General features: G+C 71.8%; 24 protein-coding genes. 13 read left to right on the forward strand and 11 right to left on the reverse strand.

Features of this window, described 5'->3' with window-relative positions:
- Window positions 1-16: 16 nt before the first annotated feature.
- Both QIS96_RS24035 and QIS96_RS24040 read right to left on the reverse strand, forming a co-directional pair.
- Window positions 17-508, reverse strand: coding sequence for a helix-turn-helix domain-containing protein (locus tag QIS96_RS24035; RefSeq protein WP_282544798.1), 492 nt, complete (start codon window positions 506-508; stop codon window positions 17-19).
- Window positions 508-1,461: a universal stress protein gene (locus QIS96_RS24040; RefSeq protein WP_282544799.1), complete on the reverse strand. Its 954-nt coding sequence runs from the start codon at window positions 1,459-1,461 to the stop codon at window positions 508-510. Before QIS96_RS24040 ends, QIS96_RS24035 begins: the two co-directional genes overlap by 1 nt.
- 543 nt (window positions 1,462-2,004) lie before the next feature.
- Between QIS96_RS24040 and QIS96_RS24045 the strand changes: the two genes are divergently transcribed.
- The gene (locus QIS96_RS24045) at window positions 2,005-2,655 is read left to right on the forward strand and encodes a CBS domain-containing protein (RefSeq protein ID WP_282544800.1); all 651 of its coding nucleotides are present in this window, start codon (window positions 2,005-2,007) and stop codon (window positions 2,653-2,655) included.
- 156 nt (window positions 2,656-2,811) lie between these two features.
- Here QIS96_RS24045 and QIS96_RS24050 read toward each other — a convergent pair whose 3' ends face one another.
- Window positions 2,812-3,687, reverse strand: coding sequence for a universal stress protein (locus tag QIS96_RS24050; RefSeq protein ID WP_282544801.1), 876 nt, complete (start codon window positions 3,685-3,687; stop codon window positions 2,812-2,814).
- Window positions 3,688-3,953: 266 nt separating this feature from the next.
- Between QIS96_RS24050 and QIS96_RS24055 the strand changes: the two genes are divergently transcribed.
- The 5 genes from QIS96_RS24055 (at window position 3,954) to pspAB (ending at window position 7,429) form a co-directional block, all read left to right on the forward strand.
- On the forward strand, window positions 3,954-5,030 hold the full coding sequence (locus QIS96_RS24055; RefSeq protein ID WP_282544802.1) for a zinc-dependent alcohol dehydrogenase family protein: 1,077 nt from the start codon (window positions 3,954-3,956) through the stop codon (window positions 5,028-5,030).
- A 5-nt stretch (window positions 5,031-5,035) separates the two neighbouring features.
- Complete coding sequence (locus QIS96_RS24060) at window positions 5,036-5,353, forward strand: helix-turn-helix domain-containing protein (protein ID WP_282544803.1); 318 nt, start codon at window positions 5,036-5,038, stop codon at window positions 5,351-5,353.
- A 104-nt stretch (window positions 5,354-5,457) separates the two neighbouring features.
- Entirely contained in the window at window positions 5,458-5,730 is a 273-nt protein-coding gene (locus QIS96_RS24065) for a dsRBD fold-containing protein (protein ID WP_282544804.1), read from the forward strand.
- A gap of 181 nt (window positions 5,731-5,911) precedes the next feature.
- The gene (gene htpX, locus QIS96_RS24070) at window positions 5,912-6,835 is read left to right on the forward strand and encodes a zinc metalloprotease HtpX (RefSeq protein ID WP_282544805.1); all 924 of its coding nucleotides are present in this window, start codon (window positions 5,912-5,914) and stop codon (window positions 6,833-6,835) included.
- An 18-nt stretch (window positions 6,836-6,853) separates the two neighbouring features.
- Complete coding sequence (gene pspAB / locus QIS96_RS24075) at window positions 6,854-7,429, forward strand: PspA-associated protein PspAB (RefSeq protein WP_282544806.1); 576 nt, start codon at window positions 6,854-6,856, stop codon at window positions 7,427-7,429.
- A 73-nt stretch (window positions 7,430-7,502) separates the two neighbouring features.
- On the opposite strand, the gene QIS96_RS24080 is transcribed toward pspAB, so the two are convergent.
- From QIS96_RS24080 to QIS96_RS24090, 3 genes are all read right to left on the reverse strand, one after another.
- Window positions 7,503-8,075, reverse strand: coding sequence for a TetR/AcrR family transcriptional regulator (locus tag QIS96_RS24080; protein ID WP_349017411.1), 573 nt, complete (start codon window positions 8,073-8,075; stop codon window positions 7,503-7,505).
- 79 nt (window positions 8,076-8,154) lie between these two features.
- Entirely contained in the window at window positions 8,155-8,328 is a 174-nt protein-coding gene (locus QIS96_RS24085) for a 3-hydroxyacyl-CoA dehydrogenase family protein (protein ID WP_282544808.1), read from the reverse strand.
- A gap of 100 nt (window positions 8,329-8,428) precedes the next feature.
- Window positions 8,429-9,139, reverse strand: a complete 711-nt coding sequence (locus tag QIS96_RS24090; RefSeq protein ID WP_282544809.1) for an ArsR/SmtB family transcription factor — start codon at window positions 9,137-9,139, stop codon at window positions 8,429-8,431.
- Window positions 9,140-9,205: 66 nt separating this feature from the next.
- Between QIS96_RS24090 and QIS96_RS24095 the strand changes: the two genes are divergently transcribed.
- Both QIS96_RS24095 and QIS96_RS24100 read left to right on the forward strand, forming a co-directional pair.
- Window positions 9,206-9,835, forward strand: coding sequence for a flavin reductase family protein (locus QIS96_RS24095; RefSeq protein ID WP_282544810.1), 630 nt, complete (start codon window positions 9,206-9,208; stop codon window positions 9,833-9,835).
- A gap of 120 nt (window positions 9,836-9,955) precedes the next feature.
- The gene (locus tag QIS96_RS24100) at window positions 9,956-10,297 is read left to right on the forward strand and encodes a hypothetical protein (RefSeq protein ID WP_282544811.1); all 342 of its coding nucleotides are present in this window, start codon (window positions 9,956-9,958) and stop codon (window positions 10,295-10,297) included.
- Between the two features lie 95 nt (window positions 10,298-10,392).
- On the opposite strand, the gene QIS96_RS24105 is transcribed toward QIS96_RS24100, so the two are convergent.
- Window positions 10,393-11,853 (reverse strand): SulP family inorganic anion transporter, encoded by a 1,461-nt coding sequence (locus tag QIS96_RS24105; protein WP_282544889.1) that lies wholly within the window; start codon window positions 11,851-11,853, stop codon window positions 10,393-10,395.
- A 450-nt stretch (window positions 11,854-12,303) separates the two neighbouring features.
- On the opposite strand from QIS96_RS24105, the gene QIS96_RS24110 reads away from it, so the two are divergent.
- Complete coding sequence (locus QIS96_RS24110) at window positions 12,304-12,717, forward strand: MerR family transcriptional regulator (RefSeq protein WP_282544812.1); 414 nt, start codon at window positions 12,304-12,306, stop codon at window positions 12,715-12,717.
- A gap of 39 nt (window positions 12,718-12,756) precedes the next feature.
- On the opposite strand, the gene QIS96_RS24115 is transcribed toward QIS96_RS24110, so the two are convergent.
- Window positions 12,757-13,683 (reverse strand): DUF2470 domain-containing protein, encoded by a 927-nt coding sequence (locus QIS96_RS24115; RefSeq protein ID WP_282544813.1) that lies wholly within the window; start codon window positions 13,681-13,683, stop codon window positions 12,757-12,759.
- Between the two features lie 212 nt (window positions 13,684-13,895).
- Here QIS96_RS24115 and QIS96_RS24120 point away from each other — a divergent pair, with 212 nt between their 5' ends.
- The 3 genes from QIS96_RS24120 (at window position 13,896) to QIS96_RS24130 (ending at window position 17,761) form a co-directional block, all read left to right on the forward strand.
- Window positions 13,896-14,798: an ABC transporter substrate-binding protein gene (locus QIS96_RS24120; RefSeq protein ID WP_282544814.1), complete on the forward strand. Its 903-nt coding sequence runs from the start codon at window positions 13,896-13,898 to the stop codon at window positions 14,796-14,798.
- A 465-nt stretch (window positions 14,799-15,263) separates the two neighbouring features.
- Window positions 15,264-16,571: a YncE family protein gene (locus QIS96_RS24125; RefSeq protein WP_282544815.1), complete on the forward strand. Its 1,308-nt coding sequence runs from the start codon at window positions 15,264-15,266 to the stop codon at window positions 16,569-16,571.
- A 59-nt stretch (window positions 16,572-16,630) separates the two neighbouring features.
- Window positions 16,631-17,761, forward strand: a complete 1,131-nt coding sequence (locus QIS96_RS24130; protein ID WP_282544816.1) for an FAD-dependent monooxygenase — start codon at window positions 16,631-16,633, stop codon at window positions 17,759-17,761.
- 49 nt (window positions 17,762-17,810) lie between these two features.
- Here the strand turns inward: QIS96_RS24130 and QIS96_RS24135 are convergent, their stop codons facing one another.
- The gene (locus QIS96_RS24135) at window positions 17,811-18,143 is read right to left on the reverse strand and encodes a hypothetical protein (protein ID WP_282544817.1); all 333 of its coding nucleotides are present in this window, start codon (window positions 18,141-18,143) and stop codon (window positions 17,811-17,813) included.
- Between the two features lie 187 nt (window positions 18,144-18,330).
- On the opposite strand from QIS96_RS24135, the gene QIS96_RS24140 reads away from it, so the two are divergent.
- Window positions 18,331-19,206, forward strand: coding sequence for a Rieske (2Fe-2S) protein (locus QIS96_RS24140; RefSeq protein WP_282544818.1), 876 nt, complete (start codon window positions 18,331-18,333; stop codon window positions 19,204-19,206).
- A gap of 79 nt (window positions 19,207-19,285) precedes the next feature.
- Here the strand turns inward: QIS96_RS24140 and QIS96_RS24145 are convergent, their stop codons facing one another.
- The gene (locus QIS96_RS24145) at window positions 19,286-19,465 is read right to left on the reverse strand and encodes a hypothetical protein (protein ID WP_282544819.1); all 180 of its coding nucleotides are present in this window, start codon (window positions 19,463-19,465) and stop codon (window positions 19,286-19,288) included.
- Between the two features lie 201 nt (window positions 19,466-19,666).
- On the reverse strand, window positions 19,667-21,403 hold the full coding sequence (locus QIS96_RS24150) for an MFS transporter (protein ID WP_282544820.1): 1,737 nt from the start codon (window positions 21,401-21,403) through the stop codon (window positions 19,667-19,669).
- Between the last annotated feature and the right edge of the window lie 166 nt (window positions 21,404-21,569).

Genomic DNA, 21,569 nt, shown 5'->3' on the forward strand with positions numbered 1-21,569 from the left:
TGCATGCACCGGGTGTTCAGGACGGCGGCTGCACTCCCGGAGCGCCCTCCACCAGAACACGTCGCCCCGTCACCCGGCGAGGCGTCAACAGCACGAACGTGTCCCGGTTCTCGCCCGACCAGGGGGTCGAGTGCACGGACCTGCGGAGCTCGTCGGCCGCGGCGCGGTCCTGGACCGTACGTGCCGGGCCGCCGACGAGGACGCTCCAGCCCTGGTGGAACGCCTCGTCCACGCGGCCCTCCTCGAAGGCGATCGTCTCGTCGGCCTCGGCCGCCTGTGCCAGGGGTGCGTCCGCCGCGGTCAGCATGAGGATCTCGCCGCCGTTCGCGAGGCGGACCAGAAAGGCCGTTCCGGGCATGGGCAGTTGCTCCTCCAACCGCTCGATGTAGCCCTGCGTGGAGCCCGTACGCGCGGCGACGTCCGCCCGCGACAGGCCGAGCTCGGTGCGCCGGGCGGCGACGCGACGGCCCAGGTCGCTCATCCGGTGCGGGTCGGCGTCGGGGCTCATCACCGCTCTCCTTCCGAAGACTCCGAGGGATCCGAAGACTCCGAAGACTCCGAAGACTCGGAAGGCTCCGTGGGCGCGGGGTGGTGCTGCGGCACGACCGCGACCGGGCAGTGGGCGTGGTGGAGGGCCCGGTGGGCGACACGGCCCAGCTCCAGGCCGACGGGGCGTCCGGTGCGGCGCGCGCCGAGCACGAGCAGGTCGGCCGCGGCGGAGCGGTCCGCGAGCATCTTGCGGGCCGAGCCCTCGACGGTGGACCGGCGCAGGCTCACCTGCGGATACGCGCCCACCGTCGCCTCCAACGCCTTGTCGAGCTCCTCCAGAGCCCGCTCCTCGAAGTGCACGCGGCTCTCACCGGTCAGGAGCGGATGGTCGACGGGATCGAAGGCCGGACCTCGCCAGATGCGGACGGCATCGAGCTCCGCGCCGCGTACGGCCGCCTCCTGGAAGGCGTACCGCACAGCCTCGGAGTCCACGTCGTGGTCGCCGACGCCGAGCAGGACGCGGCGGTGATGTGCTTCCAGCGCGTGCTCTTCCCCGCGCACCACGACGACCGGGCCTTGTGCGCGCGACGCCACCACGAGGCCGACGGAGCCGAGCAGCAGATCGGCGAAGCCTCCCCGCCCGCGCGAGCCCACGACGAGCACCAGGGCGTGCTGCCCCTCCCGCAGGAGTGCGCTGATCGCGTCCTCGGCGAGGACGTCCCCGGTGACCTGGAGCAGGGGGGCGAGGCGGCGGGCCCGTTCCTCCGCCGCAGCGAGGACGTTCTCCGCGATGACCTGGCCTTCGGGCCGTTCGGTGGTCCCGGCCGCGACGGCCCCCTCGTACCGCTCCCAGAGCGAGGCGTGCACGATGCGCAGCGCGCTGCCGTGCCGTTCCGCTTCGGCCACGGCCCAGTCCAGGGCCGTGAGACTGGCTTCGGAACCGTCGACGCCCACCAGTACGGGCGATTGCATCGTCCCCACCGCCTTCCGTGTGCGTGGTGGCTCGCTGCCACGCTCGCACCGGGCAGGCGCCCGGACCAGGGCCGGTCGGTCCCGACCCGCCACCCAGCCGGGTCGTCTTCCCCGAGGTCAGGGGGCACGGAGGTCTCGAACGCCGATCTCGTACGCGGGTCCCGCACGCCGATCCCGTACGCGAGGCTCGTACGGAGAGCTCGTACGGAGGGCTCGTACGGGAGCGAGGAAGAACCCAATCCGCTTCTCGCGGATCCTGATTGCGTGGTGCACGGGAATCGAGCCCCGCTGCTCCGCGTCCTGGCGGGCCCTTCCTCACCTTCAGGAAACCACTTTCCGCCGACGCCCACCAGGCCTGGCCAACCGGTCCGCAGAGCTCGGGATTGAGCGGCCGGCGCCGGGCCACCCGTCCCCGTAGAGACCCGTTCGGACCGACGACCACGACAGCCTCGCGCTCGACCTGGAGCCGCCCCGATGACCGCCCCGATGACCGCCCCCGGAAGCCAACGTTCCGCGTCCCTCCGTGTACGGAAGGAGCAGGCGATGCGGCACCGCAGGATCAGTGAGCTGATGACCCGAGAGGTGGTGAGCGTCCGCGGCGACACCCCGTTCAAGGAGGTCGTCCGCGCCCTTCGGCAGCACCGGATCACGGCGGCGCCGGTGGTGGACGGCGAGAACCGCGTGCTCGGCGTCGTGTCCGAGGGGGATCTGCTGCGCAAGACCACCGACCGGAGCGCCGCGCCGGCGGACCTCCCCGCCGTACCGGGAGTCGAGGCGTGGGAGCGGGCGAAGGCGGCGGGGACGCGCGCCGAGGAGCTGATGTCGGCGCCCGCCGTGTGCGCCCGCCCCGACTGGACCGTGGCGGAGGCGGCGCGCCTGATGGAGGTGCAGGACGTCAAGCGGCTGCCCGTGGTGGACGAGGGGGACCGGCTCGTCGGCATCGTCAGCCGGCGTGACCTGCTCGGCATCTTCCTCCGCGAGGACGAGGACATCTCCCGCGAGATCACCGAGGACGTCCTCGACGCCACCCTCGGCCTGGATCCGCGCGCCCTGTCGGTCGCGGTGCACGACGGCCGGGTGGAGGTCGGCGGCCGGGCCCCGTACCGGATCATCCCGGCGATCGAGCGGATGTGCTCGACGGTCGACGGCGTCGTCTCGGCCTCCTACCGCTGGCTCACCGCCTCCCCGGACTAGACCGTCCCCTCCGGATCTCGCCAGGTCGCCAACTCCCCCGCGTACAGGGCGACTTAGATCCGGCCGTCAGTGATCCGGGCGGTCAGTGATCCGGGCGGCCAGTGATCCGGGCGATCAGTCGTGGGCGATCAGTCGTGGGCGATCAGTCGTGGGCGATCAGTCGTGGGCGATCACCGCGACCGGCGCGTGGGCGTGGTGCAGTACGGACTGGGTGACCGGGCCGATGTGGGCGCCGACTGCCGCGGCGCGCTTCTTGCGGCCCACGACGACGAGGGCGGCGTTGCGCGACTCCTCCACCAGGAACGAGCCGGGCTTCCCGACGACGGCCTCCCCGGTGACCGCGACTCCGGGGTGCTTCTGGTGCCAGGGGTGCAGCAAGTCGCCCAGCCTGACCATGAGTTCCTCGTCGATCCGGTCCTTGGCACTCTGGGTGAGGGCCCCTTCCCTGCCGAAGTACTCCCGGGTCAACGACCAGTTGTGGACGACGCGCAGCCGGGTCTCGCGCCGGGCCGCCGCGTCGAAGGCGAACTCCAGGAGCGCCTCGGCAGGGTGCGCCGTGTCGACCCCGACCACCACGTCGCCCGACGCGCTCTCCTCGCTCGCGCGGACGAGGACGACGGGCCGCTCCGCGCGCGCCACCACGGCGAGGGAGACGGAGCCGAGCAGATACCCGGCGAGGCGGCCGAGCCCGCGCGAGCCGAGGACCAGCACCTCGGCCTCACGGGCGGCGCCGAGCAGCACTCCGACCGGTTCCTCGGTCACCTCGTCGACACTGATCCGCAGCCCGGAGTGCCGGCTGAGGAGCTGCGACTCGGCCTCGTGAAGGAGGCGCTGGGACCAGTTCTCCTCGGCCTCGTCCCCGTAGGGCCGCCGCATCACGCCGCCGAGCGGCGCCTTCGTGTACGGCTGCGACTTCCAGGCGTGCACGAGGCGCAGGGGCACGTCGCGGAGCATGGCCTCCCGTGCGCCCCACTCCGCCGCCGCGAGGCTCTCCGGGCTGCCGTCCAGGCCTGCGGTCACATGGCGAGACATGGGAACCCTCCTCGGGGCATGCGCTTTCAGTTCGGGGCGGGCAGCGGAGCGTCACCCTGCTTTCAGGAAGCCACACATCCCGGCCCCACGCACCAGCTGCCCGTCACCGACGGCCACCCACGAGCAGCGGGCGGTACAGACCCTCACGGTCCAGGGGTCCCGCCCGGTCCCAGGTCAGGGCCGACCGGCCCAAGCGCCGCGCCGCCCCGTCGACCGAGCCTGTCAGGGAACGTTCCCTACGCCCTACGGCAGAGAGAAGCCGCGCCATGAAGGCACTCGTCTTCCACGGTCCCGGACAGACCTCCTGGCAGGACGTCCCCGACCCGTCGGTGAAGGACGCCGGCGACGCGATCGTCCGGGTCGACGCCGTCAGCATCTGCGGCACCGATCTGCACATCGTCAAGGGCGACGTGCCCGAGGTGTCCCCTGGACGGATCCTGGGCCACGAGGCCGTCGGCACCGTGGTCGAGACCGGCGGCGACGTCCTCGGCGTCCGCCCCGGCGACCGCGTCCTGATCTCCTGCATCTCCGCCTGCGGCCGCTGCCGCTTCTGCCGCGAGGCGCGCTACGGCCAGTGCCGCGGGGGCGGCGGCTGGGTCCTCGGCCACACCGTCGACGGCACCCAGGCCGAGTACGTCCGCGTGCCCTTCGCCGACCTGTCCGTGCACCCGCTGCCCAGTGCCCTGTCCGACCAGGACGCCGTGCTGCTCGCCGACATCTTCCCCACCGCGTACGAGGTGGGCGTCCGCAACGGCCGGGTGCGCCCCGGCGACACGGTCGTGGTCGTCGGCGCCGGGCCCATCGGGCTTGCCGCCGTGGTCACCGCCCAGCTCTACAGCCCCGGGCGGATCATCGTCGTCGACCTGGCCGAGCCCCGGCTCGCCGCCGCGCGCGAACTCGGCGCGGACGCCACCGTCGGCGCGCGGGAAGGTCCCGAGCGCCTGGTGGAGGACCTGACCGAGGGGCTCGGCGCGGACGTCGTCGTGGAGGCGGTCGGCGTGCCCGAGGCGTTCGAGATGTGCACGCGCATGGTCCGGCCCGGCGGCCGCGTCGCCAACATCGGCGTGCACGGCAAGCCCGCCGCCCTCCACCTCGAAGACCTGTGGATCAAGGACGTCACCATCACGACCGGGCTCGTGGACACCCGCTCCACGCCCATGCTGCTGCGCCTCATGGCCGCGGGCCGACTGCCCGGAGCCGAGCTGATCACGCACCGCTTCGACCTCGACCGGATGGAAGAGGCGTACGACGTGTTCTCCCGCGCCGCCGACACCGGCGCGCTCAAGGTCGTGCTCGGCGGCCCGCAGCACGACACCGTCGCCGTACGGCCGAAGGAGCAGTGAGTGCCGTGAAGAGCCTGCCGACCAGCACGCAGCAGCAGTCCTTCTCCGACGGGGCGCCCGCGCACCCCGCCGACCTGGGCGGCAGGCTCGCGTCCCGGCTCGCGTCCCGGCGTGCCTCGCTCGGCCTGAGCCGCGAGGAGCTGGGCCGCCGCTGCGGTACCGACGGCCACTACATCGCCGCCCTGGAGGACCGCACCGCGAGCCCCGCCGCCCCCACGCTGGTCCGCCTCGCCGACGCCCTCGGCGTCACGGTCGACGACCTGACCGGAGAGCTGACCGGAGAGCTGACGGGAGGCCTGACCGGCGCCCCGGAGAAGCAATAGGGGCCGCACAGGTGCAGGCCGCGGTGAACGGCGCGATCCTGGAATACGGGGCGCCGAATCCCTCCCGGACGGATCCGTCCGGCACACAGCCCTGGAGGAACACCATGTCGCACACCTCCGACTGGCAGGCCAACGTGCACCTGGTCGAGAAGGGGCGCACGACCAGGGTCAGCGTCGACCTGGACACGGGCAGCACCCACATCACCGGCCACGGCATGGCACGCCGCAACCCCACGGACAACGACGTACCCGCGATCGGCGACGAACTGGCCACGGCCCGCGCCTTGGAGAGCCTGGCGCAACAGCTCAAGCGAACCGCGTACCAGGACATGACCGCGGCGGGGAACCGGGAGCAGCAGACCGCAGACACGATGTGAGCCTCGCCTGGGCAGCGGCCCATTGCACAGCCGCCCTGCCCCAACGGCCCGGGTCGCGACGGCCCGGGTCAGAGGCAGGCCCGGGGCCGGGAGAGACCTGGTCCTCGCCGGTGGCGAAGTGCCGCCGGCCTCATCCCGGACCGACGGACCGACGGACTGACGGACTGATGGGGTGATGGCGATGCGCAGCCGTTTCGAGCCCGACCGGCAGCTGACCGTGCGCATGACGCTCACGATGTTCCTGCTCGGACTGCTGTACGTGGCGTTCATCGCCGCGCTGATCGTGCTCCTGAAGTCCGTCGTCCTGGTGGTCGTGATCGCCGCCGCCCTGCTGTGGGCGCAGTTCTGGTACTCCGACCGGATCGCCCTGTACGCCATGCGCGGGCAGCTCGTCACGCCCGAGGAGCAGCCGCAGCTGCACGGGGTCGTGGACCGGTTGTGCGCGAGCGCGGACATGCCCAAACCCCGGGTGGCGGTCTCCCGTATGGACCTGCCCAACGCGTTCGCCACCGGCCGCAACGCGGACCACGCCGTGATCTGTGTGACCACCGGTCTCATGCGCCGCCTGGAGACGGAGGAACTCGAAGGCGTCCTCGCGCACGAGCTCTCGCACGTCGCCCACCGCGACGTGGCGGTGATCACCATCGCCTCGTTCCTCGGCGTCATCGCGGGTCTGATCGTCCGCTTCGCCTTCTACTCCCAGCTGTTCGGCGGGCGCGGCCAACGGGACCAGAACACCGCTGTCGTCTTCCTCGCCGTGATGGGCGTGTCCGCCCTCGTCTACGCCGTCAGCTTCCTGCTCATCCGGGCCTTGTCCCGCTACCGGGAACTGGCCGCCGACCGAGCCGCGGCCCTGCTGACCGCCAAGCCGTCCGTCCTGGCTTCAGCTCTGACCAAGGTCAGCGGCGACATCGCCCGCATCCCCACCAAGGACCTGCGTACCGCCCAGGCGTTCAACGCGTTCTTCTTCACCCCCGCCCTCGGCCCCGGCACCGCGGTGGCGAACCTGTTCTCCACCCACCCCACCCTGGAGCGCCGCCTCGAGGCGCTCGCGGAGCTCTCCGCAGAGCTCGGCGAGACGGGCGGCGGACCGGACAGGGCGTGAGGGAAAGGGACGCGGCCCATGGGTTTCTGGGATGTCCTGTTCGGCAGGAGCAAGCCGGTCCGGCCCGACCTGGACCAGCTCTTCGCCCTGCCCTCCGCGGCGATCACCCTCCAGGCCGCCACCGGGTTCGCCCCGACAGGAGCGGGCTCGGTCTGCTTCGCCTCGATCGAGGGCGGCGCGTTCGCCCAGGTCCAGGAGGAGGTACGAGCTCTCCTGTCCGCCGATTCCGAACGCGGCGCCCCCGTGGAGTTCAGCCGCGACGCCTTCGGATACTCCTGGCTGCTCTCCCGCCGCGCCCCGGACGACCTGCCCGCCCTCGTGGGTGACCTGCACGCGGTCAACACCTCCCTGCAGGAAAGTGGCTTCGGCCCGCACCTGCTCTGCTCACTGGTCGTCTTCCACGACACCGAACTGCGCCGGCTCGCGCTGGTCTACCTGTACAAGCGCGGCACCTTCTATCCGTTCGCCCCGCTGTCCGGCACCAAGCGCGACAATCCGCTGGAACTCCAAGTCAGAGCCGTACTCAAGGACGACCTGCACATCGAGCAGGACCTGAGCCGCTGGTTCCCGCTCTGGGGCGCCCCCGGCCTGTGAGACGCGGCGCCCGGATTCGTACTGACGGGCGTCGAAGCCGTCCACGCGCTGCCTCGCGCTGCCTCGCGTTGCCTCAACACCCCAACGTACAGGGCGAGTTGCGGGTCCGGCGGGAGCGGGACGAGCCCGCAGCGCTCGCCCTCGTCGCGCGTCCGGCAGACCGACCGGCTACTCGAAGGCGATCTCCTCGCAGCGCGCCACACCGCGCCGGACGGCGGCGCGGTTGAGGCCGAGGAGGGCGGTGATCCGGGTGGGCCTGGGCTAGCGCCCACAGCTGGAGGCGGAGCGACAGGTACTGCGTGGTGAGGAACTCGGCGCCGGCCACCCGGCGGAGCACAGCCCGGAGGTTCTGCTCGGGGGTCTTCGCCGGGTTGGGGTCGAGCATGGTCATGTCCTGGCGCTCGATCCGGCGGAGAGCGGCCCCGATGAGCGTGACCTTGTCGTCGTAGCAGTAGTTCACGAGCCCGAGCGAGACACCCGCCTGCCGTGCCACCGCACGCATGCTGATCCCTGAGATCCCGTGCTCCGACAGGAGGACGAGCACGGCGTCGAGAATCCGATCCTGTCGGTCGACCTTTTCGTCAGGTTCCGCAGTCCCGTCGCTCATCCGGCCGGGACCAGCCGCTGCACGAGCACGGTTCCGCATCGGACTGTCCTGCCGGACGGCTACCGGCCGCTCGGCGGGGACCGGCGTTCGCTTCGGGCGAGCGCGATCATGCCGGTGATCAACGCATCACGCTGCTGAGCCAGTTCGTCGACCGAGCGGCGTAGCGCGCACAGAACGACGCCAGGCCCCCCTCCCCCGCGCCCAGGTGGAACAGCGTGGTCGGGCCCATGGCCGCCCACCGCAGTCCGGGCCCGGCGGCGACGGCCGTGTCCACGTCCTCGACGCTCGCCACACCTTCGTTGACGAGGTGGATGGCCTCACGCCACAGGCCCGCCTGCCGCCGATTCGCGACGCGGCCGGGGACCTCGCGCCTGACCTCGATGGCGACAAGCTCAGCGAGCCGTGAGTGCCTCGTCGGTCAGGTGCAGGTGCCGTCGGAAGGCGTCGCGCCCCTGGTCCGTCAGCCGCACGACGCGGGAGCCCTCGGCCAGCACGAGCCAGGACTTGTCGACCGCATGATGGAACACCGCCGCGGCCACGCCGCCCGCCAGATGCAAGCGCCGCTCCGTCCAGTCCAGGCACGTGCGTACATGTGGTGCCGTTTCCTCGGTGATGTCTGTGTCCGTGAGCCACGCGGCACCCGAGGGAGTGAGAGCCGGGCCGAACTCCCAGTCCAGATAACCCTGTTCGGTCATCGCGTCGGTGATCGCCACGGACAAGGCACCGCCGAGATGGTCGTAGCAGATGCGCGCGAACGTCACGGCACGGTGCCGGCGGGCGGCGACGAGCGAGCGGACCGGGACGCGCTGCTGCGGCGCCCGAGCGGCGAGGGCTTCGATCATCTCGGCGACGGCGGGGTCCGCCAGGCGCACATAGCGGTGCCGCCCCTTGCGCTCCTCGGCCAGCAGGCCGCCGGTCACCAGCCGGTTCAGGTGGCTGGTGGCGGTGGACGGTGCGATCCCCGCGAGCTGTGCCAGTTCCGTCGCCGTCCATGCGCGGCCGTCGAGCAGCGCGAGACAGAAGGCGGCGCGGTTGCGGTCGGCCAGCAACGCCCCCAGGGCGGCGAGGTCCGGTTCGTCGGCGTGCGTATCGGGGCTGCTCACCGCACCATTGTCGGCAGCCGATGCTTCGACGTACATCGAAACGTTCCGCCCCTAGCGTCTTGAGGCATGACGACTGACACCCACCGCACGGTCCAACCGAGCATCCTCTACTTCGGCACACCTGTGGTCCTGCTGACCACCGAGAACGACGACGGCACGTTCAACCTTGCCCCGATCTCCTCCGCCTGGGCGCTGGGACAGCACATCGTCCTGGGCCTGGGCAGTGCGAGCCAGACCGTGCGCAACCTCGCGGCCCGCTCCGACCTGGTGATCAACGTTGCCTCGCCGGAGCTGTGGGAGCAGGTGGAGCGCCTGGCACCGCTCACCGGGGCCGACCCGGTGCCCGAGAGCAAGCGAGCGGTGTACCGGTACGAGCCCGACAAGTTCGCCGCGTCCGGGCTCACCCCGGCCGATTCCCACCTAGTGAAGCCGCCGCGGGTCGCCGAGTGCGCGCTGCAGTTGGAGGCACGGGCCCGTGCGCTGACGCCGGGCGGTACGGGGCTCTTCTTCAGCGTCGAGTGCGAGGTGCTGCGCGTCCACGCCGACGAACGCATCGTCGTGCCGGGCACGCACCACATCGACCCCGCTCTCTGGAGCCCGCTCATCTACAACTTCCGCCACTATCACGGTCTGGCGCCGGAGGTCGGGTACGGCTTCCGCTCAGAAACGGTGAACACAACGAGCCGTGCCGCATGACAGCCCGTTGACCGGCGTCACATTTTCGGGACGACTTCAGGACGAGGCGTCGGGGGGCAAGGACACGGTGAGGTCGGTTCCCGGGGGCGCCGCACCGCCCCAGCGCGCGATCCTGGAGACATGGAGATCGAGATCCTCGTCGTACCGGACTGCCCCCACCAGCAGCTCGCCGAGAGCCGGTTGCGGGAGGCGCTGGACGACCTGGCGCTGGATGACGTCGGGCTTGCCGGCACGGGTTTCACCACGCGGGTGGTCGGTGGCCAGCTGGAGGCCGAGCGGTCCGGCTTCACCGGCTCTCCGACGTTCCTGGTCGACGGCCGTGATCCGTTCGCCGAGCCGGGCGTGCCGCCGTCGCTTGCCTGCCGGGTCTACCGGACTCCCGGCGGCTTGGCCGGTGTGCCCGAGGTCGGCCAGCTCGTGAAGGTGCTGCGAGCAGCCGTCGACACCGGCGGCGGAGTGTGAGCGCGGTCACCGTTCGGTCGGCCGCTGGGCACCGGCCTGCAGCAGCAGGTCCCCCGGGACGGCCGGGAGACCTGCTGGGCTTGAGAGTCGACCGGTCAGTGACCGGCTGTGAGTTCGCCGCTGAGCCTGTCGTGGAGTCTGGCGCTCGGAGTGTTCAGGCCGGTGATCTCGACCGTCTTGCCGCGCTCGGCGTACTTCGTCTCGATGGCGTCGAGCGCGGCGACGGATGAGGCGTCCCAGATGTGGGCGGCCGACAGGTCGATGACGACGTGCTTCGGATCGCCCGCGTAGTCGAACTGGCCGACCAGGTCGTTGGACGAGGCGAAGAAGAGTTCACCGGTGACCCGGTAGACGACCGTGGTGCCGTCGGGGTCGGTGACCGCGGTGACCTCGGCGAGGTGGGCGACGCGCTTGGCGAAGATGACCATGGCGGTGATCGACCCGGCGACGACGCCGACGGCGAGGTTGTGGGTGGCCACGACGCAGGCGACGGTCACGAGCATCACGGTGATCTCACCGACGGGCATCCGCTTGAGGGTCTTCGGGGCGATGGAGTGCCAGTCGAAGGTCGCGAACGACACCATGACCATGACGGCGACGAGTGCGGCCATGGGGATGTCGGAGACGAGCGGTCCGAAGGCGATGCAGAGCACCATGAGGAACGCCCCGGCCAGGAAGGTGGACAGGCGGGTACGGGCGCCGGAGACCTTCACGTTGATCATGGTCTGGCCGATCATGGCGCAGCCGCCCATGCCGCCGAAGAACCCGGTGACGATGTTGGCGATGCCCTGGCCGATGGACTCTCGGGTCTTGTCGGAGCGGGTGTCGGTGATGTCGTCGACGAGCTTGGCGGTCATCAGCGACTCCATCAGGCCGACCAGGGCCATCGCGAACGCGTAGGGAGCGATCGTCGTCAGGGTGTCGACGGTGAAGGGCACGTCCGGCAGCCCCGGGACCGGCAGCGAGGAGGGCAGTTCCCCCTTGTCGCCCACGGTCGGCACCGCGATGCCGGCGGCCACGGTGATGACGGTCAGGATGACGATCGAGACCAGCGGCGCCGGGACGACGGTGGTGACCCTGGGGAAGAGCACCATGAGCGCCAGACCGCCGATGATCAGCGGGTACACGGCCCAGGGAACGTTCCGCATCTCCGGCACCTGGGCCATGAAGATCAGGATGGCGAGTGAGTTGACGAAGCCGACCATCACCGAGCGCGGGATGAACCGCATCAGCTTCGCCACGCCGAGCGCGCCGAGGACCACCTGGAAGACGCCGGCGAGGATGACCGCGGCGACCAGGTAGCCCAGCCCGTGCTCCCGGTTCAGTGGGGCGATGACCAGGGCGACGGCACCGGTCGCGGCGGAGATCATCGCCCGTCGGCCGCCGACGACCGAGATGACGACCGCCATGGTGAACGAGGCGAACAGGCCGATCGCCGGATCGACCCCGGCGATGATCGAGAAGGAGATCGCCTCGGGGATCAGTGCGAGCGCGACCACGAGGCCGGCGAGGACCTCGGTGCGCCAGACCTTCGCATCGCGCAGCCAGTCGGGCATCAGACCGCGCAGGCGCGCGCCCGGGGACGCAGGGGCAGCAGAAGAGGACAACGTGAAACCTGTCGTGCTCAGGCGCACCCCCTCGACAAAACAGGGGTGCACGGGAGGACACGGAGAGGCCGGGCCGGCGTCTCCGGGGACGGCTCCGCACCACACAGAGCCTGAAGACGAAGAGGACTGGCACGGGCCGACGCATGCGCAGCCGGGCTCACGTCCTGAGGCGAAGCGTCACGGCGGGCAGGCTGCGGCGTCGGGCGGCATGGGCTCGCGCACGCTCGTCTCCTGCAAGAATCGGTCCTCGCCGGGGGCGCCGTCGGCCCCGGCAGTGCAACGGTCAGGGCAGCGCTCCGCGACCCTCACCACGAGAAACTCTACCCTAACGTTAGGGTAGAGATCGGCGGCCCATCAGGATGCGGACTGCCGCCGAGGAGAAAGGCCGAGGTCACGGGCGTGGACGGCAAGCACATGCAGATCGGCGAGGTCGCCGCGCGCACGGAGCTGTCCCTGCGCACCATCCGGCACTACGAGGAGACCGGCCTCGTGATCCCCTCCGCCCGCTCCCAGGGCGGCTTCCGCCTCTACACCGAGGCCGACGTCGCCCGGCTCATGGTGATCCGCCGCATGAAGCCCCTCGGCTTCACGCTGGACCAGATGCGCGACCTCCTCGACGCCACCGACCGCCTCGACCAGGTCGCCGATCTGGACGCCGACGAGCGCGCCGCCCTCCTGGAGCGGATCCGCACCTACCAGCAGTCCGCCGCCGAGCAGGTGGAGAAGCTGCGGGTTCAGCTCTCCCGCGCCGAGGACTTCGCCGCCACTCTGGACGCCCGCCTGGAACAGAACGCCGCATCCGCCCGGTCCTGACGTTCGACCCACACGCGCGCCGAACTTCGGTGAGCGCGCTTACAGTTCCCGCGCGCCCCTGGCCCTGCCTTCGTCTCGCGAAGTCTCGCCCCGGCAGGCGACGCGTCGGCACCGCCCCGCCTCCGCCTCCTCGCGCGGCGGCAGCGCGTAGATCGTCGCCGCCGCCGGTGCGGCACGGATGATCGCCGCCACGACGTCTCGCCGTCGCGCCCCTCGGTCAGCACGGCCCGGATTCCCCGACGGCGTGGTCACGGCCCGACGGGGAGCTCGTCGCGGTGCGGGCGGGCGGGCGGCGGCCCGGACGAGCAACTCGCGGATCCGTCGCACCGCCTGGCCGGGGTGGCTGACCGGGGCGGGGAACGCCAGGCGGGCGTCCTCGTGGCCGTGCTCGCTCTCGAGGCGCAGTACGAGGCCGTATCGGTCGAGTCGCACGGGCCGGACGCGGACGACCCCGACAAGGAGCTGCGGCGCGAGCAGCCGGCTCAGCCGTTCCGCAGTGTGGGTCCGTGTGGCGTCGAGGTGGGTGAGCAGGTCCGCCTCGTAGGTGGCCAGCGGGTCGGGCCTGGCGGCACTCAGCTCGTCGACGCCGATGGCGGTGGCCTCGCCCCCCTCGTACAGGACGGCCCGTGCGGGGCTGAAGCACAGCTGTTCCGGTGTGTCCTCGCCGACGGCTTCGAGCCGGCCGCCGAGCGTCAGGCGCGCCCGAACACGGTCACGCAGAGCCGTCGGTGCGACATCGGTGAACTCGGCGGATGCGGTGCGGCAGTTGTGCGGTGCGTGAACGAGGTCGCTCCGGAGCCGGCCGCCCACCGGATCGGTCAGCGTCAGCCGGCCCGAGGAGTCCACGGCGTGCAGGCCGATCAGTTCGATGCGGTGCGCTTCCGTGGTGAGCGTCAGCGATTCCGCCGCCGCGAGCATCGAGCGGGCCCGTTCGGCGGGGGTGGGTTCCGTGCATCGGCTGCTCATCGACATTCCTTCCCCTTCACAGTTAGGTAAGCCTTACCTTAACAAGCCGGGTCTCTGTCCGCGCATCCCCTCCCTCCCACCTGTCCCGTACGGGCGCCCCGGGAGCGGTTGGGACAGCAGTCGCGCGGGCAGGGTCGTACCGGCTCAAGGCGGGGCGCCAGAGCGGGAGTTCGGCGCATCGAGAGGGACGTCGAGAGGGAAGGGAAGTCCCGATGGCAGAGGCCGGAGCGTGGAAGTTCACCGACGACAGAGGGCGGACGGTCACTGCGAAACGGCGGCCGGAGCGGGTGGCGGCGTACGTCCGTGCCGGTGCGGCGCTGTGGGACCTGGGGATTCCTCTGGTGGGCGTGTTCGGCTCCGCCCACGACGGGGCGTCGTGGGACCGCGCCAAAGCGGGAGGACTCCCGTCGGCCGGAATCCCCTATGCCGGGGCGGGAGATGACCTGAACGAGCAGACGCTGTCGGCCCTCCGGCCGGACCTGATCGTCGATGTCACGTACGACGAGAAGAACCCGTACGCCCTCTCGGACCCTCTCGGCGAGCGGATGGAGGAGGCCGGGGTGCCCAGCGTGGCGCTGACGGTGGGAAGCGAGGCGAGCTTCGCCGGAATCCTGGAGCGCTTCGCGGAACTCGCCGACGCCCTGGGAGCCGACGCGCAGGCCCCCGCCCGGCTCGCGGCCGCGACCCGGCTGGCAGCCGCTGAGCAGGCGGTGCGCGTCGCCGTGGCCGCCGGACCGGTGCCGCTCCGCGTGCTGGCGCTGTCCGCGGCCGGCCCGGAGCAGGTACATGTGGCCCGGCCCCGTACCTGGCCCGACCTGAAGCACCTGATGGACCTCGGGGTCCACATGACCGATCCGGGAGAGGGGGCCGGGATCAACTGGATGTCCATGAGCTGGGAGCAGGCCGCGTCATTGGGGGCCGACCTCGTCCTGGCGGACAGCCGCTCCAACGCCGTCCAACCGCAGGACCTCACCGCCCTCCCCGCCTGGCGTGCCCTCACCGCCGGCGCGACCGTCGAGCCGTGGAACCCCGAGACCCCGTGCAGCGCCGCCGCCCAGACCGGCTTCTTCCGGGCCGTCGCCCAGGCCCAGCACACCGCGCTTTCGAACCGCTGACACACCTGGCACCACCTGTCCAGGGGCCGGCGGAGCCGTGTATCGAGCGGCTCGGGAAGGCGGCGCCGGACTCGAGAGCCGTTCGGCGCGGGGGCAGCCAGTTCAACGGGTGCTCGGCGGGGCGATGAAGCGCTGCGCGAGACCTCCCCCGCGGCGGACGGGCGGCTCTCGTCGAGGAGTCGCAGGAGCTGATCGGGGCTGTCGGGGCTGTCGGGGCTGTCGGGGCTGTCGGGGCTGTCGGGGCTGTCGGGGCCGGGCGTGACGGCCAGCAGCCGCACCATGTGGGCGAGTTGGGACTCGTACTGCCGCAGCGGCGCGAGCGCCGCCGCGTGCCGGGTGGCGAGCTCCGCCCCCCGACTCCCGTACGGGTTCGATCTCTTCGGGACCAGGCCTTGTGACCGCGGCCCCGCCTACTTACCCTGCGGTAACTACCTTGCCCTCCTTCCTGATTCAGGAGCCACGTACATGCGAGCTTCCCTGTCTCCCCGTTGGCGCCGGCTCCTCGTCCGGGGCGCCGTGGCCACCGCGACCGCCGCCGGAACGCTCCTCGCCACCGGCCCGGCGCAGGCCACGCACGCCACTCAGGCCGCGCAAGGCACTCAGGGCCCGCAGGACACGTCGCGAGGTGGCCTGCAGGAGGTGCTGCTCGTCGGCAACAACTGGGAGGGGACCGCTGACGTCATCGAGTCCAGCGGCGACTTCGCGAAGGTCGGCCGGATCGGGCTCGTGCCCGACAAGGAGGAGCGGCTGCGGGAGATCTATGCGAACCCCGTCAAGCTCGCCTATTTCCTCGGCATCCGGCTGACCGTCGGCGAGGGGCACGACCAGTACACCGACGACATGTACACCACCCCGGACGGCTCGGCCGTGGTCGTGTCCCGGCCGAGTTTCGCGGACGTCGTCTCGATCGACACGGCCACCGGACGCGTCAACTGGCGCTTCCCCGTGGCCGGTTACCGCTCCGACCACATGGCCGTCTCCCCCGACGGCTCCCGCGTGGCGGTCTCGGCCTCCACCGGCAACACCGTCCACGTGCTCGACATCCGCACCGGCGAGCAGGTCGGCTCCTTCAAGACCGGCGACAAGCCGCACGAGAACGTCTTCACCCGCGACGGCGAGATCTGGAACATGGCGATCGGCGAGGTCAACAACGCCCTCGACGCCCCCTGGCTGGACGGCCTCAAGGGCGACCGCAGGATCACCGTCGCGGACGCCGACACCTTCGAGGTGGTCCGGACGATCGACCTGCGCGAACGCCTCGACGCGTACGGGCAGTCCGACAAGTCCGACGCCATTCGCCCGGTGGCGTTCACGCCCGACGAGTCGAAGATGTACTTCCAGGTCTCGTTCTTCAACGGCTTCTTCGAGTACGACGTCGCCGACGACGAGATCACGCGTATGAAGACCCTGCCGAAGAACCCCGACACCTCCGACGACCGCACCACGTACGTCAACGACTCGCGCCACCACGGGATGTCCATGAACCCCGCCGGCACCAAGCTCTGCGTCGCCGGGACGATGGACGAGTACGTGACGGTCGTCGACCGCGACACCCTGGAGGAAGGCCCGCTCGTGCCCGCCGCCAAGCCGTACTGGGCGACCGTGAGCGGCGACGGCAAGGCCTGTGTGATCTCGGAGAGCGCCGCGGACCAGGTCACCGCCATCGACTTCGCCACCGGACGGAAGATCAAGTCCGTCCCCGTGGGCGACCACCCGCAGCGTGTCCGCGTCGCCCACCTCCCGAAGGGCTGGACCAGCCCGAGCGCCGGGTGACGGATGCGGGTCGAGCACGCCGAGCAGCCCGAGCAGCCGGAGCAGCAGAGGAGTCATCCATGAGCAGCCCCCGCACGGTCCTCGTCGTCGGCGGCGGCGCGGCCGGGAACGCCGCGACGATCCTGCTGCGCCGCGCCGGGATCGCGGTCGACCTGGTCGAGGCCCGGGACGACTGGAACGCCACCGCGGGCTCCGGCATCACCCTCCAGGGCAACGCCCTGCGCGTGCTGCGCGAACTCGGCGTGTGGGAGCAGGTCGAGAAGGCCGGCTACGGCTTCGACGCCATGGGCGTGACCACCCCTGACGGCACCGTCCTGCACGTCGCGGAAAGCCTGCGCGCCGGGGGCGACGACCTGCCCGCCACCCTCGGCATGCAGCGCGCACAGCTGCAGAGCATCCTGATCGACGCGGTCCGCGCCGGCGGCGCCACCGTCCGCCTCGGCGTGCGCGCCGCGTCCCTGGACCAGGACGGCGACGGCGTGACCGTCCGCTTCACCGACGGCAGCGAGGGCCGCTACGACCTGGTGCTCGCCGCCGACGGCGTGGGCTCCGGCACCCGTGCGGCCATCGGCATCACGGACCGGCCCGAGCCCACCGGCATGGCCGTCTGGCGGGTCGCCGCACCGCGCCCGGCCGGCCTCACCCGCACCGACATCGCCTACGGCGGCCCCGCCTACATCGCCGGATACTGCCCCACCGGCGAGAGCACGCTCTACGCGTACGTCGTCGAGAACCAGCGCGAGCGGGCTTCGCTGCCGGCTTCCTCGTACGCGGACGAGATGCGGTCCCTGGCCCGGCACTACGGCGGGTTCTGGCCGGAGATCACCGCGCACATCACGGACCCGGATCAGGTCAACTACACAGCGTTCGCCCGGATGTTGGTCGAGGGTTCCTGGCACCGCGGCCGGGTCGTCCTCGTGGGCGACTCGGCGCACTGCTGCCCGCCGACCCTGGCGCAGGGCGCCGCCCTGTCGTTGGAGGATGCCTGGGTGCTCGCCGGCATGGTGTCCGCCGCTGATGTCTGGGACGACGCGCTCTTCCAGGCGTACTACGAGCGGCGCGTCGCGCGCGTGCGGCCGGTCGTGGAGGCGTCCGTGCAGATCGACCGGTGGCTGCTCGACGGCGTCCGCGACGCCGACGTGCCCGGGGTGACGGGCCGCACGACGGCCATGCTGCGGGAGCTCCCGTGACCACAGCGCAACACAGCGCCCGGCGTCGTGCCGTGCCTTCTCTCCGCTGTCAGCTCTCTTCGCGTGCGATGGTCAGCGCGAGCGTCTGCAGGACCGCCTCGGTGGGGCTGTCCGCCTCCGTGGGGCTGTCCGGCTCCGTCTGGTCGTAGGCGTCGGCGACCGTCTGGAACGCCAGCACCAACCCGTTGAACAGGGCGCTCAGCGGTTCGGAGAGCTGGTCCAGGACGGCCTGGCTGACTTCCGTCGGGTCCTGGGTGTCCGGTACCAGGAACTGCGTCGGGATGACCTCGCCGAGCAGCTCGGACACGTAGTCCGCCCCGACGCCTCCGCGCAGAGCCGTGAGTGCCGCGATCGCCTTGAGCTGGATCTCGTTTTCGGTCATGTACCGAGCGTAGGAGGCCTCGGCGGTTACGGAGGGTCAATGCTTCAAGTGGTGGTCGGGCGGAGCGCGCGCGACGGTGGAGGCAGGAGCAGAACGACGACGGCGAGGGTGAGGACGAAGAGTGATGGGAGCACCGGAGAACCCGGGAACCGAGGGAAGCGGGACGGGGAACGGGACGGCGAACGGGATGGCGGCGCGTGCGGAGGCCGCCTTCCTCAAGTCCCTTGACGCACTGGGGCGGTTGGAGCAGTTGGACCCGGCGATCGGGCGGGTCCGGAAGGTGGTGCGCGGGTTGCCCATCGGGCGTTTCCGCGATGTGCTGCAGGGCCTGCCGATCGGGCATCCGCTGCACCCCGCGCTCGTGCAGGTCCCGATGGGCGCGTGGCTGTCCGCCGCGGTCCTTGACGCCGTGCCGGGGACCGGGCGCAGTGCCCGTCTCCTCGTCGGCGTGGGCCTGGCTTCGGCGGCGCCGACCGCCTGGGCGGGCTGGGTCGACTGGGCGGAGCAGCGCGAGGACCAGATGCGTACGGGCCTGGTGCACGCGGTGTCGATCGCCACGGCCATCGGCCTCTACACGGGCTCCTGGCTGAGCCGCCGCCACGGCCGTACCGCGCTGGGCAAGACCCTCGGCTACGCCGGGCTGTGCGCGGCCGGTGCCGGCTCGATGCTCGGCGGACACCTCGCCTTCCGCCTGGGCGCGGGCACCAACAAGGCGACGTCGGTGCCCCGTCTGGTGGGCGCGGACTGGCACCCGTTGGGCACGTTGGCGGACTTCCCCGCCGGTGCGGCGGTGCGCCGGGACCTGGACGACGTGCCGCTGCTGGTGTACCGCGAGCCGGACGGGCCGCTGCACGTCATCGCCGGGCGGTGCAGCCACCTGTCGGGGCCGTTGTGGGAGGGCGAGATCGCCGACGGCTGTGTGCGCTGCCCTTGGCACGGCAGCGTCTTCCGGCTGTCGGACGGCGGGAACGTCCGGGGCCCGGCCACCGCCCCGCAGCCGTCCTTCGAGGTGCGGATCGACGCGGACGACGGTGTGCACGTACGGCTGTCGGGCGACGCCTGAGGAAGGCGCGGCCTTACGCCTGACCCGTACGCGTCACGGGAACAGCCTCGTGCGCCTCACGGGAACAGCCTCGTACGCCTCAAGGGAACAGCGCGATGCCGACGAGGATCACCAGGATGACGAGGGCGACCAGCAGCACGGTCCCGAGCGTGCCCGGGTGCTTCAGCGGGCGTCTCGGTCCGCCGCCGCGCGGTCGGTCCTCCGGCAGGTGTGCGCCGGGTGAGCGCTGGTAGAAGTCTCGGTCGCCAGGGTCAGCCATGACACTCAGTCCCAGCGGTGTGAGATGCGGTGCGCGTTTTCCATCGGTGGTGGGGGCGGTGGTGCCCCTGGAACCGGGTTCCCGGCGCAGGTCGAATGATGCGCGGCCCGCTCTCTCACTCGGACGTGCCGGGTCCGCCGTGAGGGCCTGCGGGGGCGGCCCACAAGGTCCGTGTCCGTGTGCGGGCCGCCCTCCGCAGGCTCAACTCGCGGCAGCAGAGCCGGTGTTCAGCTCCAGGGCCAGGTCCACGTCGACGGGCCGGCCCTCGCCGTGGTGGATGGCGGCCGAGGCGCTCGGGGCGTGGCCGGGGGCCGTCGCGGCGAGGATGTAGGAGCCGCTGTCCGGGACCTTGAGGGAGTAGCTGCCGTCCGGGCCGGTGAGGGCCGCGCCCGCCTGCCGGCCGCGGTCGTCGATCAGGGTGATCTTGACGCGGGGCAGCGGGTCGCCGGCCGGGTCGAGGACCCGCCCGCGGAAGGCGGCGAGGGCCTCCTCGGCGCGGCCCAGGGCCTCGTCCTCCTCGCTGCTGGCGCGCAGCTGCAGGACCTCGGTGCGGCGGCCCGGCAGGAACAGGGCGAACAGCACGCCGCCCACCACCGCGCCGGTCGCGATCAGGAACGCGAGGCGGAAGCCGTGCAGGGTCGGGATCGCTACGCCGCCGACGTGGTCCGCGGTGTTGGCGAGGACCATGCCGATGACGGCCGAGGACACGGAGGTGCCGATGGAGCGCATCAGGGTGTTGAGGCCGTTGGCCGCGCCCGTCTCGGACGGGTCGACCGCGCCGATGATCAGCGCCGGGAGCGAGGAGTAGGCGAGGCCGATGCCCGCCCCGAGGACGACCGAGATGACGACGGTCTGCCAGGCCGCGCTCATCAGGCCGAGCCCGGCCCCGTAGCCGACGGCGATGATCACCATGCCGAGGAGCAGTGTGACCTTCGGGCCGAAGCGGGCCGAGAGGCGGGCGTACACCGGGGCGGTCAGCATCATGGTCAGGCCGAGCGGCGCCACGCACAGACCGGCGACGACCATGGACTGGCCGAGTCCGTACCCGGTGGCGGTGGGCAGTTGCAGCAGCTGGGGCAGGACCAGGGACACCGCGTAGAACGCGACGCCGACCATGACCGAGGCGAGGTTGGTGAGCAGCACCTCGCGGCGGGCGCTGGTGCGCAGGTCGACGAGGGGGGCCTTGCGGCGCAGCTCCATCACGCCCCAGGCGACGAGCACGACGACGGCCGCGGCGAACAGACCGAGGGTGGTGCCCGAACCCCAGCCCCAGTCGCTGCCCTTGGTGATCGGCAGGAGCAGCAGGACCAGGCCGAGGGAGAGGCCGACGGCGCCCGCGAGGTCGAAGGTTCCCGGGGCGCGCAGCGGGCTCTCGGGGACGACGGCCAGGGTCAGGGCTATCGCGAGGACGCCGAGGCCGGCGGCGCCGAAGAACAGGGCGTGCCAGTCGGCGTGCTGGGCGACGAGCGCGGCCAGCGGCAGTGCGAGGCCGCCGCCGACGCCGATCGAGGACGACATCAGGGCCATCGCCGAGCCGAGCTTCTCCGGCGGCAGCATGTCGCGCATCAGGCCGATGCCGAGCGGGATGGCGCCCATGGCGAAGCCCTGCAGAGCACGGCCGGCGATCATCACGAGCAGGTTGTCGGTGAAACCGCAGATCAGCGAGCCGACGACCATGACGGCGAGGCTGGCGAGCAGCATCCGGCGCTTACCCGCGAGGTCGCCGAGCCGGCCCATGATCGGGGTGGAGACGGCGCCGGCGAGGAGGGTGGCGGTCAGCACCCAGGTGGCGTCGGAGGGCGCGGTGTCGAGGAGCTCCGGCAGGTCCTTGATGACGGGGACGAGCAGGGTCTGCATGACGGCGACGACGATGCCGGAGAAGGCGAGGACGGGGACGACGCCGCCGGCACGGCGGGACGAGGTCGTCGGACGGGACATGAAGAGGGGCCTCCGGAGGCGGTCTCGGGCGGGCGGCGGAACGGCGGGACGGCGAACAGCTGGGCGGGCGGGACGGGACACGGCGGGACGGGGCGGGGTGGCGGATGCCACGTGAGAGCGTCACGCACCTCGGTGTGCGTGACGCTTACGTGTACCTCGAACCTGT

Origin of the sequence: Streptomyces cavernicola (assembly GCF_029968035.1) — a bacterium.
GTDB lineage: Bacteria > Actinomycetota > Actinomycetes > Streptomycetales > Streptomycetaceae > Streptomyces > Streptomyces cavernicola.